The following is a 13,203-nucleotide window of genomic DNA, read 5'->3' as shown; positions in this document are numbered from 1 at the left end:
CGCTCGACCGCAGAACTGCGCCGCCGTGACGAGCAGCCCAGGCAGCCAGTTGTCGCTCAGCGTGCCTTGTAGGCGCGCTGTACCAGGGACAGGAAGTGCATCTGCTGCTGCGGCTCAGACTTGAAGACGCCGGTGAAGCCAGTTGTCACCGTGGAAACGCCCTGCTTCTGGATGCCGCGCATGGCCATGCACATATGCTCGGCTTCCAGCATCACGGCCAGTCCCCGCGGCTTGAGGCGTTCCTCGATGGCCTGGGTGACGTTGGCGGTCAGATGCTCCTGCGTCTGCAGGCGGCGGGCATAAATCTCGACCACGCGTGCGAGCTTGGACAGGCCGACCACGCCGCCGCTGGGATAATAGGCGATATGGGCGTGGCCCATGATCGGCACGATATGGTGTTCGCAATGCGAATAGAAGGGGATGTCCCGTACCAGCACCATGTCATCATAGCCGCCGACTTCCTCGAAGACGGTGTCGAGTTCTTCGCCGGCATCGTGCTCATAGCCCTTGAACATCTCGCGCCAAGCCTTGACCACCCGCTTGGGCGTGTCGATCAGGCCTTCGCGATCCGGATCGTCACCGGCCCACTGGATCAGCGTCCGCACGGCGGCTTCGGCCTCCTTGCGTGACGGGCGAGGCATAGGGGCGCGGGCGACGTCATCTCGTTCCAGTTTGGCCGCAGGCTTATCCACCAGTGCATCCATCAACAGCTACTCCCACCGCCAAGGCAGATTGCTCACAATCGGCCTTGCGGGTTTAGATCATACCGGTCTGGAGAGCACCCCTCCCCAACCGACCCATTCATGCCTATATAGGTGAGAGCGAAGCGCATACAATCAAGCGTCCACCCATGCTCGACGATGTCTATAATAAACGTATCCTCGAATTGGCAGCCAATATTCCGCGTATCGGCCATCTGCCGCGCGCAGATGCCGCAGCCACCGCCCATTCCAAATTATGCGGTTCCACCGTCTCGGTGGAGCTGGCGGTAGAAGGCGGCAAGGTCACTGATTTCGCCCATATCGTGAAGGCCTGCGCCCTCGGACAGGCCTCCTCCTCCATCATGGCCCGCAACATCATCGGTGCGAGCGGTGATGAATTGCGGCAGGCGCGCGAGACCATGCGCCGCATGCTCAAGGAGAATGGCCCGCCTCCGGAGGGCCGTTTCGCCGAGGCCGCCGTGCTGGAACCGGTGCGTGATTTCAAGGCCCGCCACGCCTCTACCTTGCTCACTTTCGACGCCGTCGTCTCGGCCTTCGACAGTATCGAGGCCAAGAGCAAAGCGGCGGAATAGCGCAGTTTCCCGGGATCGCAGGCGTCCTCGCCTGCTCTTGGAAACGCCGCGTTTGCGTAAAAGAAAGGTGCAGGCGAGAACGCCCGCTGCCACAGGGCTTACCCTACCCCTTGCGAATTGTGACGGAAAAGCCCCATTCTGCTCTTGAACTTGCCGGTTTTTCCGGAAATGAGCATCGCGTTTAGGTAAGGACGGGGGCGCCCATGTTGAAACTAATCCTGCGGCGAAACGTCAAGTCGGGGCTGATCGGCGGCAAGAAGTTCGAGGTTCATAGCCGCATCGAGACGGACAAGGATCTCGTCGCCTTGTTCAAGGGTTATCCTGACGAACTCGTACTCGCCTATAAGTCGATCTGGGCCGACCGCAGCCTGTCGCTCAAGCGCAGCGAATTCCTGCGCGGGACCAAGTTTACCGTCACTTCCCTCAACGAACTCATCGAACTGGAGGAAAGGCTGCAATCGGCCTTCGACCAGGTCCGGCGCATGATCGAGATCGTCGAGACCTTCCAGACCGATATCGCCCTCGAACTTTGATTCCGCTTCCGGCTGGAGGCCCTCACCCCTGTCGCATCTCGTCATGACCTGGCCTCGCACTGCTGCACATCTCGTCATCAGGACCTACCAGGTCACGCTGTCGGCTCTGATCGGGCGACAATGCCGCTATTTCCCGAGCTGCTCGGAATATGCGGACGAGGCGATCGGGCGGCACGGCGTATGGGCGGGCGGCTGGATGGGGGTGTTCCGCATCTGCCGCTGCCATCCCTGGGGCAGCTCGGGCCTCGATCCCGTGCCGGAACGATTGCCCGCCGACACGAGCTGGTATAGACCGTGGCGCTATGGCCGCCGGCGGCCTTTTACCTGCGACGAGGGCCAGTAAGCCCTCTTTATCACCTGAAATCGCTTACCTGCTTGGTTGGCAGGAGTGAGCCCGGAGACACATATGCCTGTTTTGACTTTCCCCGATGGCAATCAGCGTTCCTACGATGCCGGCGTGACCGGCAAGGCCGTTGCCGAGGGCATCTCCAAATCGCTGGCCAAGAAATCCATCGCCATGAAGCTCGATGGGGTACTGACCGACCTCGCCGAGGAGATCGGCGCGGATGCCCGCATCGAGATCGTCACCCGCGAGAGCCCGGAAGCGCTGGAGCTGATCCGCCACGATGCCGCGCATGTCATGGCCGAGGCCGTGCAGTCGCTCTGGCCCGACACCCAGGTCACCATCGGCCCGGTGATCGAGAACGGCTTCTATTACGACTTCTACCGCGCCGAGCCCTTCTCTTCGGAGGATTTCCCGAAGATCGAAGCGAAGATGCGCGAAATCATCGCGCGCAACGCGCCCTTCACCCGCGAAATCTGGAGCCGTGACAAGGCCAAGCAGGTCTTCGCCGACAAGGGCGAGAAGTTCAAGGTCGAGCTGGTTGAGGCCATCCCCGCCGACCAGGATTTGAAGATCTACTACCAGGACAACTGGTTCGATCTCTGCCGCGGCCCGCATATGGTCTCGACCGGCCAGATCGGCACCGCCTTCAAGCTGATGAAGGTGGCCGGCGCCTATTGGCGCGGCGACAGCAACAATCCGATGCTGACCCGCATCTATGCCACCGCCTGGCGCAACCAGGAGGAGCTCGACCTCTATCTCAAGCAGATCGAGGAAGCCGAAAAGCGCGACCATCGCCGCCTGGGCCGAGAGATGGACCTGTTCCATTTCCAGGAGGAAGGCCCTGGCGTGGTATTCTGGCACGGCAAGGGCTGGACAATATTCCAGGAGCTGATCGCCTATATGCGCCGGCGCCTGAAGGCCGACTACAAGGAAGTCAACGCGCCCCAGCTGCTCGACAAGCATCTGTGGGAAATCTCCGGCCATTGGGGCTGGTATCGCGAAAACATGTTCATGGCGAAGTCGGCCGGCGACGAGACCGAGGACGAGCGCGTCTTCGCCATCAAGCCGATGAACTGCCCGGGGCACCTGCTGATCTTCAAGCACGGCCTGAAGTCCTATCGCGACCTGCCCATGCGCCTGGCCGAATTCGGCGCGGTGCACCGCTATGAGCCGTCGGGTGCCCTGCACGGCCTGATGCGCGTGCGCGGCTTCACCCAGGACGATGCCCATATCTTCTGCACCGACGAGCAGATGGCTGCCGAATGCCTGAAGATCAATGATCTCATCCTGTCGACATATGCCGATTTCGGCTTCAGCGAGATTACGATCAAGCTCTCCACCCGGCCGGAGAAGCGCGTCGGTTCGGACGAATTGTGGGACCGAGCCGAAGACGTGATGATGAAGGTGCTCGACACCATCCAGGCGCAGTCGAACCAGATCAAGACCGGCATCAATCCCGGCGAAGGCGCCTTCTACGGGCCGAAATTCGAATACACCCTGAAGGACGCCATCGGCCGCGAATGGCAGTGCGGCACCACGCAGGTCGATTTCAACCTGCCGGAGCGCTTCGGCGCCTTCTTCGTGGATTCGGACGGTGAGAAGAAGACACCGGTGATGATCCACCGCGCCATCTGCGGCTCGATGGAGCGCTTCCTCGGCATCCTGATCGAGAACCATGCCGGGCATTTCCCGCTCTGGCTGGCTCCCGAACAGGTAATGGTGTGCACCATCACCTCGGACGCCGACGACTATGCCCAGGAAGTCGTCGCTGCCTTGCGGGCGGCGGGACTACGCGCGGAAATCGATCTGCGCAATGAGAAGATCAACTACAAGGTGCGCGAGCATTCCCTCGCCAAGACCCCGGTGATCTTCGCCCTCGGCAAGAAGGAAGGGGCTGAACGCACCGTCTCGATCCGCCGTCTCGGCTCGCAGGCCCAGTCGGTCCTGCCGCTCGAGGAAGCGATCACTGAACTGGTCAAGGAAGCGACCCCGCCGGATCTGCGGCGCTAAATCGGAGGGACACTCCCTCCCTTGTGCAATGGGCGTCGGCCTGCGGGCCGGCGCCTCGAAACAGGCCCTGGCGTGAGCAAGCTCTTCTTCACCGCCGATACTCATTTCGGCCACGAATCGATCATCCGCCTGTGCAAGCGCCCCTTTGAAACCGTCGAGGCGATGGATGAGGCCTTGATCGCACGCTGGAACGACAAGGTCGCGCCCAACGACGTGGTCTATCACATCGGCGATTTCAGCTTTCGCGCGGGCAAACCAGCCGAGACCTATCTGGAACGCCTCAACGGCCAGATCCATCTCATCCTCGGCAACCACGACGATCCGACCAAGCTGGAATCGACCGGGCGCTTGCGTTCGATAGCCGAGATCAGGGAGTTACGCTGGAAGGGCCAGACTATCGTGATGTGCCATTATCCGATGCGGGAATGGCCGGGAGCCTGGCGCGGGGCCTGGCATCTGTTCGGGCATGTGCATGGCCGCCTCGACAACGAGCCCTTCGGCTACAGCCTCGATGTCGGCGTGGACAGCCATGATTACGCCCCCCTCGCAGCGGAGGAAGTGGCCACGCTGATGGCCGGGCGTCAGCAGATTTTCGGCACCTGACGTCTGAAAGACGGCAGCGGAGGCCGTTCTGCAGTCAGTCCTCTATCCTACTCCGCGGCAACCCTGGCCACGGGTTCGTTCCGCACAGCCAGCCCCGCCAGCACCATATCGAAGATCTTGTCGACATAGGCCGCATCGGGCGGTGTCACGGTGGTATGGAACCGCTGGAAGATCGGAGACATGATCAGATCCAGTACCATATCTGGATCGACATCGTCCCGGATCTGCTTCTTATGCATGGCTGAGATCACGAAAGCCCTGGCGATCTCCTGGCGGCGTTTCATGACGATCTCGCTGAATCGTTCTCGGAACGGACGTTCGAACTGCGCCTCGGCCAGGAGGGCCCTGGAGGCGCCCTCCATCATCGGGTTGCTGAGATATTCAGCCAGACGGCGTACATAGTTGCGGAAATTCACCATGGGTTCGCCGCCTGCAACCATGGGTGGCAGCACTTCGGTGCAGCGTGCAAGATAGGCATCGAGCAGGAGATCGGCCTTGCTGTCATACCAGCGATAGATGGTCTGCTTGCCTACCCCGGCAAGGGCAGCGATGCGTTCGACCGAAATGTCGCGATAGGGAGCGCGTTCAAGCAATTCCGCCGCTGCATGCAAAATCGCCTGATGCGTTTCCATGCAGCGCGGTCTTCCGACGGGTCGTGCCGCCTGCTGCGCAATGGCCACCGACAACTCCTTCAAATGTCAAGAATATAATCTAGACGTAATGTCTCATATATATACGCTTCTGTGCTTGTTTACAATCAACCAGACCTTGTATGGCCACCCTATCTCCCGTGGCGGCGGGCGGAAATCGCCAGAGCAGCAGCTCGAGACTAAGCGCCGGCCGCCGCCCATTGAGGAGGGGTAAGCGACAGCTCACCGCTCACGAAAATTTCAATACGCCCCGTATTATATCTCTTGCATTAGGAGACGATCCGTCTTATAAACAACCCCATGGAAGGGATGGCAATCATTCTTCTGGATTGCGGCTCCTCCGAGACTGAGTGTTCAAGCGTATCGTCAGTTCAGTAACGATTGTTAGTACGTAAGTGTAGATGAAGGCGTGTTTGCGCTTTTCGATATTGCATAGTTTGATTTCTTTTCGGGCGCCGCACCTCCCCAACAGGTGCGGCGCTTTATTTTTGTCACCTGGCAATCGCCCCGGTGATGACGAACAATATTATCGAGCCGCTGGCGGTAACTATGTACGGCCACCCTTTCGGCCCCCGCCGCATCCCCTGAAAACTCGTCATCGCCTGTCCTGAAAGAAAACGCGCCGGGCCATATTTAGCCGCATAAGGACTTAGGGCGAGATTCGGAGCTTCGGAACATCACAAGGTAGCCCGCAAAGGGCCCACCCTTTCCCGGGCAGCAATGCGACCGCCGGCACGACGCGGAGCGCGCCCTTCGAAACTCAATGAATTCGCGCCAATAAATATAATGGTAGGTCCAAATCCAAAAGGGTGCTACAAAAGTCAACAGGGAATATTTTGGCGTTTCGACGCTGCATTCGCATTTTTCTTGTCTAATATTGACGAAGATGTCGATGCAATTTTTGATGATATCATTCCCTTTGCTTAATTGATCCAGCACTCATGCGTTAAGTGATCGATATTCTGGCGAAATAAAAACGAAAATCTTGTGGTTGCAGGCATAAATTAGTCCCTCCGTGCAGTCATGGCATGCCGTCGTTTCCCTCAATCCATCTCCCACGGCAGACGTGCGGCAATCACCGGAGAGTTAATATGAACACCCGCTCTTTCGTCGCTGTTACAGCCATCGTCGCGACGATTTTTGGATGTGGTTACGCAGCGAATTCTCTTCGAGACGCTGCAGCAGATGGCCTCAGATTGAAGATGGAGAGAGTTCAATACCCTACGGACACATCGACAATGAGACTTTCCAGCAACAATCTCACAAAAGCAAAAGAATGCGCCGCCCCTCACAGAGAAATTGATAACTCTACTGTAGAATGTAAATAAAAATTACACGTACTTGAATAATATTCAACTAAAATAAAATGTAATTACATCTATCTATATAATAAAAATCGTAAAAATTCGATTAACACCATTCTTTTCAAATATGGAGGTCCATATGCAAAGGCATCCGGCCAAATTACGCCACTCAGACACGCCTGAACACCGAGATATCACCGTCGCCTGCAGTCCCTACTACCGCATGCGGGCTGATATACAAAGACACCTGAAATCCTCGCGCGCGCTTCCCAATGAACACGTTGAGGGCAATGAAATCAATATCGTAGAAGCGTGGCGAAAAGCAAATAATCTCAGCCAGGAGGAACTTTCACACAAAGCACATGTATCTATCGAGGAAATTGTCGACATCGAGACCGGAAAATTCAACTCGCCGATGATCACTTACATAAAAATCGCCAAAGTACTTAGAGTTCACATTTCTATGATACTGGGGTCGAGCAGGACTATTATTTCCTAGGAGGAGATGGACGCCACGCACGCCTCCGCGGCGCTCGCCACCGATATGGCCGGATGCATCACGTGACCGAGCAATCACCGACGCGTGGACGGCATATTCTGGCGAACCGAAGGTCCATGCCGGTGTTGCTGGTTGCATCCTAGGGTGTATGAGCGATCCTGAACCGCTGTATCTCGACTTGCTTTGAGCAGCCGAGGGGCCGGATGGACCCATGTCGAGATCGCAGTTACGAGACTCGCGGATCTAAATCTCATTGGAGAGACGCTCGGCATCCGTATCGCCGTCGAGCCAATGTTACATCAGCCTTCGCGACGATGAAAATCCACTCCGTATGGGTTGCGTGCCAAAGACGGACACCTTGCCGAGCATCCGATACGCTGCGGTGCAGAGCGCTTTTTCAGCTATGCTCGCAACCAATTTCCGCAGTGCCTTGTCCGCCTCATCCGCAAATAGCGGAAGAACCGGCACCAAGGGACAGCAGGCGAGGATCCTCGCCTGCCAATCGAGGCAAGTCGTCGACCCGCGCAACACCCCGGCTCTTTTGCGGCGGCATTGGCTCGACCAGCGACCAACCAAAATCCCTCAGATCGAGCCGGCGATGCATCATAAGGCTCCTAACCAGTGCCCTGAATCACCACTTGCTTCCCTGCCCTAGCAAGCAGTTTTAGGAGTTTACGGCTCAGACGACACCTTGTAGATTTGTGACATGGCGCTCAAACGGATGGACAACGTAGGAATCGTCGTCGATGACCTCGAAGGGACGATCGATTTTTTTCGCGAGCTCGGCCTCGAGCTCGAAGGACGTGCCACGATCGAAGGAGAATGGGCGGGACGTGTCACTGGGCTAGGCGATCAGCGCGTCGAGATTGCCATGATGCGCACGCCGGACGGTCACAGCCGGATCGAGCTATCCCGCTTCCTCTCGCCGCCTGTCATCGCCGATCACCTCAACGCGCCGGTTAACGCTCTAGGCTACCTCCGCGCCATGTTCACCGTCGACGACATCGACGAGACGCTCGAACGGCTCCGCAATCGCGGCGCGCAACTCGTAGGTGAGGTCGTCCAGTATAAAGACGCGTATCGGCTCTGCTACATCCGCGGGCCTGGGGGGCTTCTGATCGGACTCGCCCAGGAACTCGGCCCCGCACAATAAGGCGACAATGACGAGGAGTGACGCGGCCCGATCCGCCGTCATCGCCGGTGCCCAATAGCTGGCTTTGAAACCCTGGCGACTTTCCAGGCAACTGTCACGAGCGACTGGCCCGTGGCGCTCACCATGAAAGCGATGCCAGAGCGTCAAGCTTTAGAACAAAACCACTCCACCAGCCTGCGACGGCACGGCCCAAACAATTGAAACCCAAGGGAAGTGGGAAGGTGGTGCCGGTTGCGGGACTTGAACTCGCGACCTACCGCTTACAAGGCGGTTGCTCTACCAGCTGAGCTAAACCGGCGTCGGTTTTGGGGTAGCAATTCGAGCCCCTTCGCGCAAGTTTCCTGTGCAATGAAAGTTGGTGTAATATTTGTTACGCTCCCTGTGGCGATGGCGCGTTCCGATTGTTGCGATCCAACAGTAGCCGGTTGGTGGGGAACTCAGAGCCGATGATCAGTGTCTTCGACATCTTCAAAATCGGCATCGGACCCTCGTCCTCGCACACTGTCGGCCCCATGCGCGCCGCCAATCGCTTCGTGCAGTCGCTGCGCAAGCAGGGCCATTTCATCCATACCCACCGCGTCGAAACGGTGCTCTACGGCTCGCTGGCCTGGACCGGGCACGGGCATGCCAGCGATATCGCGGTGATCCTGGGCCTCGCTGGCGAGGAACCGGAAACCGTCGATCCCGAGACCGTCGCCGCGATCGTCGAAGACGCCACCAGCAAGGGCATGCTCGCGCTCGGTGGGCGCCGGGCCATGAGCTTCGAGCGCAACCGCGACATCGTCTTCGACCGCAAGACCCCGCCCAAGGGACACCCCAACACCCTGTCCTTCACGGCTTGGAACGAGGGCGGCACCGCCCTCGCCACGGAATTCTACTATTCCATCGGCGGCGGCTTCGTGCTGGCAGAGGGTGAAGGTGCCACGGCGCGCGAGACGACAGAGGTCCCCTACCCCTTCCGCAGTGGTGCAGACTTGCTGCGCCTGGGCAGCGAACACGACCTGACCATCGGCGGCATCGTTCTCGCCAATGAGATGGCGAACCAACCAGAAGCCACCGTGCGCGAGCGGCTCGCCGGAATCCGCGTCGTGATGGATGCGGCCATCGACCGCGGCATGCGCCAGGAGGGCGAATTGCCAGGCGGATTGCGCGTGAAGCGCCGGGCCAAGGCCCTGCATGACCGCCTGCTCACCGATATCGGCCGCAATGTCCGTGCCCCCCATGAGATGATGGACTGGGTCTCCCTCTTCGCCATCGCCGTGAATGAGGAGAACGCCGCCGGCGGGCGCGTGGTGACGGCGCCTACCAACGGCGCGGCGGGCATCGTGCCGGCAGTGCTGCGCTATTACCGGGATTTCTGTGACTATTCGGAAGCCGGCGCCGACGAGTTCCTGCTCACAGCTGCCGCAATCGGCATGTTGTTCAAGATGAATGCCTCGATCTCCGGTGCCGAGGTCGGCTGCCAGGGTGAAGTCGGAGTTGCCGCCTCGATGGCTGCGGGGGGCCTTGCCGCCGCGCTCGGCGGCAATATCGCCCAGGTCGAGAATGCCGCCGAGATCGGCATGGAGCATCATCTGGGCATGACCTGTGACCCGATCGGCGGCCTGGTACAGATTCCCTGCATCGAACGCAATGCCTTCGGTGCCAACAAAGCGATTGCCGCCGCATCCCTCGCCTTGCGCGGCGACGGCACCCATAAGGTCAGCCTCGATCAGGTGATCACCACCATGCGCATCACCGGCGCGGACATGCAGTCCAAATACAAGGAAACCTCGCAGGGCGGCCTCGCGGTCAATGCGGTGGAGTGCTGACGCTTTTCAGCGCGCTCCCCGGAACTGCCTTCCGCCCAGCAAGGCCGACGACCTTCAATGCAGAGTTCGAAAACCTTGCACTCCTCTCGTGCCTGGTCCAGAACGCTTTGAACGCCATTTCCTCCCCTTGCCTGAACCATGCCTGATCTCGCTGGCCAGATCCTCATTCTCACCGGGCCTCCGGGATCGGGAAAAACCACCACTGCCCGTGCCCTGGCCGCCGAGCCCGGCGCACCCGCGGTGCATCTGCATGCCGACGATTTCTGGCACTTCATCAAGAATGGAGCGATCCCGCCTTATCTCCCGCAGGCGCATCGGCAGAACGAAGTCGTGATCGACGTGCTCGCACGTACCGCGGAAGCCTATACCAGCGGCGGCTATTTCGTGATCGTGGACGGCATCATCGGCCCCTGGTTCCTGCCGCCCTTCAGAACACTCGCCCCACCGCTGCATTATGTGGTGCTGCGCCCGCCGCTCTCGGCCGCCATCGAACGCTGCCGCCTTCGCGGCGGCGACACGCTCAGCGATCCCGAACCGATCACTGCCCTGCACGAGCAGTTCTCCTCGCTGGGGCCGCTCGAGCGCCACGTCATCCCGACCGCGGGGCAATCCCCGTCCGACACGCTCATGGCCGTCCGCCAGGCTGCGGCCAGCGGCTCGTTCCGGCTGGCACACTGACGGGCCCGGTGAAGCTTCGGCAATTTCTTGCGTTTCGGGCCGTCATCACCATGATTTTGACGTGAGAATCGGTCAGTCGAAGGCTTCTACATCTTTGACGAGCCTAAATTCCGGCCGTCAACCTTCGCTACACTCTTGTGGTGCATGGTCTTTTGCTGCAAAACGCAGCGCCTCCCCGCCGTGCGAAGCGGCCAGACGCAACAGGGCAACCGAACACTTCATGGCTTCCGATAATCGGGCTTCGAAAATTCGTATCGCTCTCGACGCGATGGGGGGCGACCACGGCCCCACGGTCGTGATTCCAGCCGCCGAGCTGGCGCTCACCCGCCATCCCGATCTGAGCTTCTCATTCTATGGCGACGAGGCCACCATCGCCCCGTTGCTGACGGCCCATCCGCGCCTTCAAGCCGTTTCCAGCGTCCATCACACCGATGTCGCCATCCGCATGGATGACAAGCCGAGCCATGCCCTGCGCTATGGCCGCAAGAAATCCTCGATGTGGCTGGCCATCGACGCCATCAACAAGGACGAGGCCGACGCCACCGTCTCGGCCGGCAATACCGGCGCGTTGATGGCGATGGCGCGCTTCTGCCTGCGCACGCTCGCCGAAATCGACCGCCCCGCCATCGCCGCTCTGTGGCCGACCTTGCGGGGCGAATCGATCGTCCTCGACGTCGGCGCCTCCATCGGAGCCGACTCCAACGCCCTGATCGACATGGCGGTGATGGGGGCGGCCATGGCCCGTATCGTGCTGGGCGTAGAGCGACCCACGGTTGGCTTGCTCAATGTCGGCGTCGAGGAGGTCAAGGGCCTCGAAATGGTGCGCGAAGCCGGCCGTATCCTGCGCGAGACCAGCCTGCCCGATCTGACCTATCACGGTTTCGTCGAGGGGGACGATCTCGGCAAGGGCACCGTCGACGTGGTGGTGACCGAGGGCTTTGCCGGCAATATCGCTCTCAAGACCGCGGAAGGCACGGCCAAGCAGATCGCCTCCTATCTGCGTTCGGCCATGTCGCGCACCTTGATGGCGCGCATCGGCTATCTCTTTGCCCGCGGCGCCTTTCAGGCCCTGCGCGATAAACTCGACCCCAACCGTGTCAATGGCGGGGTCTTTCTTGGCCTGAACGGCATCGTGATCAAGAGCCACGGCGGCGCCAATGCCGAAGGCTACGCGGCTGCCATCGATCTGGCCTATGATATGGTGAAGCAAGATCTCATGAAGAAAATCACCGAAAGCCTGAGCTTCGACCATCGCGCCGTGATGGTCGCTGCCAGCAATCCGGACGCGGCATAATGGCGACGATTCGTTCCGTCATCCGAGGCATCGGCTCCTACCTGCCCGAAAAGCGCGTTACCAATGAGGAACTGTCGAAGCACGTCGACACCACCGACGAATGGATCGTACAGCGCACCGGCATCCGCGCGCGCCATCAGGCGGCCGAGGGCGAATTCACCTCGCATCTCGCCACCAAAGCCGCCGAGCGCGCTTTGGCCGATGCCGGCCTGAAGGGCTCCGACATCGACCTGATCGTGCTGGCGACATCGACGCCCGACAACACCTTCCCCGCCACGGCCACCACCGTGCAGGCCAATATCGGCATGACCGGCGGCGCTGCCTTCGACGTTCAGGCGGTGTGCACCGGCTTCGTCTACGGTCTTTCCATCGCCGACAATTTCCTGCGCTCCGGCTCGGCCAAGCATGCGCTCGTCATCGGTGCCGAGACCTATTCGCGCATTCTGGACTGGTCGGATCGTACCACCTGCGTGCTGTTCGGCGACGGTGCAGGCGCCGTGGTGGTCGAAGCCACCATGAATGACGGTTCGATCCACGACCAGGGTGTGCTGGCGACCAAGCTGCGCTCGGACGGGCGCCACAAGTCCAAGCTCTACGTCGATGGCGGCGCGTCCACCACCGGCACCGTCGGCAAGCTGCGCATGGACGGCAAGGAGGTCTTCAAGCTCGCCGTCGGCATGGTGCCGCAGATCATCATCGACACCATGGATGATCTCGGCCTGGCCTATGACGCCGTGGACTGGTTCGTGCCGCACCAGGCCAATGCCCGCATCATCCATGCCACCGCCGAGAAGCTCGGCTTGCCGCCGGAGAAGGTCGTGCTCACCGTGGCCGAGCACGCCAACACCTCGTCCGCCTCGATTCCCCTGGCGCTCGATACCGCGGTCAAGGACGGGCGCATCAAGCGGGGCGACCTTGTCCTGCTCGAAGCCATGGGCGGCGGCTTCACCTGGGGCGCAGCCCTGATCCGCTGGTAGTCTGACGAATTTGACGGTTGCCTGAGAGAGGCGGAAGCGAACACCGGTTTC

General features: G+C 60.2%; 13 protein-coding genes and 1 tRNA gene. 11 read left to right on the top strand and 3 right to left on the bottom strand.

The window, feature by feature from the left end:
• Positions 1-56 precede the first annotated feature (56 nt).
• Positions 57-704: a GTP cyclohydrolase I FolE gene (gene folE / locus ACN6KF_RS05455; RefSeq protein ID WP_434955860.1), complete on the bottom strand. Its 648-nt coding sequence runs from the start codon at positions 702-704 to the stop codon at positions 57-59.
• 146 nt (positions 705-850) lie between these two features.
• On the opposite strand from folE, the gene ACN6KF_RS05450 reads away from it, so the two are divergent.
• The 5 genes from ACN6KF_RS05450 to ACN6KF_RS05430 all read left to right on the top strand — a co-directional run bounded on the left by ACN6KF_RS05450 (position 851) and on the right by ACN6KF_RS05430 (position 4,786).
• Entirely contained in the window at positions 851-1,294 is a 444-nt protein-coding gene (locus tag ACN6KF_RS05450; RefSeq protein WP_434955859.1) for an iron-sulfur cluster assembly scaffold protein, read from the top strand.
• Positions 1,295-1,497: 203 nt separating this feature from the next.
• Positions 1,498-1,827 (top strand): hypothetical protein, encoded by a 330-nt coding sequence (locus tag ACN6KF_RS05445; protein WP_311935428.1) that lies wholly within the window; start codon positions 1,498-1,500, stop codon positions 1,825-1,827.
• 43 nt (positions 1,828-1,870) lie between these two features.
• On the top strand, positions 1,871-2,170 hold the full coding sequence (gene yidD / locus ACN6KF_RS05440) for a membrane protein insertion efficiency factor YidD (RefSeq protein ID WP_434955858.1): 300 nt from the start codon (positions 1,871-1,873) through the stop codon (positions 2,168-2,170).
• A gap of 63 nt (positions 2,171-2,233) precedes the next feature.
• A complete protein-coding gene (thrS, locus tag ACN6KF_RS05435; RefSeq protein WP_434955857.1) occupies positions 2,234-4,183 on the top strand; it encodes a threonine--tRNA ligase in 1,950 nt (649 codons plus the stop codon).
• Positions 4,184-4,255: 72 nt separating this feature from the next.
• Positions 4,256-4,786, top strand: a complete 531-nt coding sequence (locus ACN6KF_RS05430; RefSeq protein WP_434955856.1) for a metallophosphoesterase — start codon at positions 4,256-4,258, stop codon at positions 4,784-4,786.
• 47 nt (positions 4,787-4,833) lie between these two features.
• Here the strand turns inward: ACN6KF_RS05430 and ACN6KF_RS05425 are convergent, their stop codons facing one another.
• Positions 4,834-5,418: a TetR/AcrR family transcriptional regulator gene (locus ACN6KF_RS05425; protein WP_434955855.1), complete on the bottom strand. Its 585-nt coding sequence runs from the start codon at positions 5,416-5,418 to the stop codon at positions 4,834-4,836.
• 1,461 nt (positions 5,419-6,879) lie between these two features.
• Between ACN6KF_RS05425 and ACN6KF_RS05420 the strand changes: the two genes are divergently transcribed.
• Together ACN6KF_RS05420 and ACN6KF_RS05415 are read left to right on the top strand one after the other, a co-directional pair.
• Complete coding sequence (locus ACN6KF_RS05420) at positions 6,880-7,239, top strand: helix-turn-helix transcriptional regulator (protein WP_434955854.1); 360 nt, start codon at positions 6,880-6,882, stop codon at positions 7,237-7,239.
• A gap of 706 nt (positions 7,240-7,945) precedes the next feature.
• Positions 7,946-8,392 carry a VOC family protein gene (locus ACN6KF_RS05415; protein ID WP_434955853.1) on the top strand — a complete coding sequence of 149 codons (447 nt, stop codon included), beginning with the start codon at positions 7,946-7,948 and terminating at the stop codon, positions 8,390-8,392.
• A gap of 222 nt (positions 8,393-8,614) precedes the next feature.
• Here the strand turns inward: ACN6KF_RS05415 and ACN6KF_RS05410 are convergent.
• Positions 8,615-8,690, bottom strand: a tRNA-Thr gene (locus ACN6KF_RS05410).
• A 148-nt stretch (positions 8,691-8,838) separates the two neighbouring features.
• Here ACN6KF_RS05410 and ACN6KF_RS05405 point away from each other — a divergent pair.
• From ACN6KF_RS05405 to ACN6KF_RS05390, 4 genes are all read left to right on the top strand, one after another.
• Complete coding sequence (locus tag ACN6KF_RS05405; RefSeq protein WP_434955852.1) at positions 8,839-10,203, top strand: L-serine ammonia-lyase; 1,365 nt, start codon at positions 8,839-8,841, stop codon at positions 10,201-10,203.
• A gap of 138 nt (positions 10,204-10,341) precedes the next feature.
• Positions 10,342-10,881 (top strand): ATP-binding protein, encoded by a 540-nt coding sequence (locus ACN6KF_RS05400; RefSeq protein ID WP_434955851.1) that lies wholly within the window; start codon positions 10,342-10,344, stop codon positions 10,879-10,881.
• Positions 10,882-11,101: 220 nt separating this feature from the next.
• A complete protein-coding gene (gene plsX / locus ACN6KF_RS05395) occupies positions 11,102-12,175 on the top strand; it encodes a phosphate acyltransferase PlsX (RefSeq protein ID WP_434955850.1) in 1,074 nt (357 codons plus the stop codon).
• Positions 12,175-13,152 carry a beta-ketoacyl-ACP synthase III gene (locus ACN6KF_RS05390; protein ID WP_434955849.1) on the top strand — a complete coding sequence of 326 codons (978 nt, stop codon included), beginning with the start codon at positions 12,175-12,177 and terminating at the stop codon, positions 13,150-13,152. Before plsX ends, ACN6KF_RS05390 begins: the two co-directional genes overlap by 1 nt.
• Positions 13,153-13,203 lie beyond the last annotated feature (51 nt).

The sequence above is a fragment of the Labrys methylaminiphilus subsp. lupini genome (genome assembly GCF_051161885.1).
Taxonomy (GTDB): domain Bacteria; phylum Pseudomonadota; class Alphaproteobacteria; order Rhizobiales; family Labraceae; genus Labrys.
This window is presented reverse-complemented; position numbering and strand designations above follow the sequence as displayed.

Excerpts from the sequence above, each read along its gene's own strand:
- ACN6KF_RS05450 (WP_434955859.1), top strand. The coding sequence starts at position 851 with ATGCTCGACGATGTCTATAATAAACGTATCCTCGAATTGGCAGCCAAT.
- plsX (WP_434955850.1), top strand. The coding sequence starts at position 11,102 with ATGGCTTCCGATAATCGGGCTTCGAAAATTCGTATCGCTCTCGACGCG.
- yidD (WP_434955858.1), top strand. The coding sequence starts at position 1,871 with ATGACCTGGCCTCGCACTGCTGCACATCTCGTCATCAGGACCTACCAG.
- thrS (WP_434955857.1), top strand. The coding sequence starts at position 2,234 with ATGCCTGTTTTGACTTTCCCCGATGGCAATCAGCGTTCCTACGATGCC.
- ACN6KF_RS05405 (WP_434955852.1), top strand. The coding sequence starts at position 8,839 with ATGATCAGTGTCTTCGACATCTTCAAAATCGGCATCGGACCCTCGTCC.
- ACN6KF_RS05420 (WP_434955854.1), top strand. The coding sequence starts at position 6,880 with ATGCAAAGGCATCCGGCCAAATTACGCCACTCAGACACGCCTGAACAC.
- ACN6KF_RS05415 (WP_434955853.1), top strand. The coding sequence starts at position 7,946 with ATGGCGCTCAAACGGATGGACAACGTAGGAATCGTCGTCGATGACCTC.
- ACN6KF_RS05400 (WP_434955851.1), top strand. The coding sequence starts at position 10,342 with ATGCCTGATCTCGCTGGCCAGATCCTCATTCTCACCGGGCCTCCGGGA.
- ACN6KF_RS05445 (WP_311935428.1), top strand. The coding sequence starts at position 1,498 with ATGTTGAAACTAATCCTGCGGCGAAACGTCAAGTCGGGGCTGATCGGC.
- ACN6KF_RS05425 (WP_434955855.1), bottom strand. The coding sequence starts at position 5,418 with ATGGAAACGCATCAGGCGATTTTGCATGCAGCGGCGGAATTGCTTGAA.
- ACN6KF_RS05390 (WP_434955849.1), top strand. The coding sequence starts at position 12,175 with ATGGCGACGATTCGTTCCGTCATCCGAGGCATCGGCTCCTACCTGCCC.
- folE (WP_434955860.1), bottom strand. The coding sequence starts at position 704 with ATGGATGCACTGGTGGATAAGCCTGCGGCCAAACTGGAACGAGATGAC.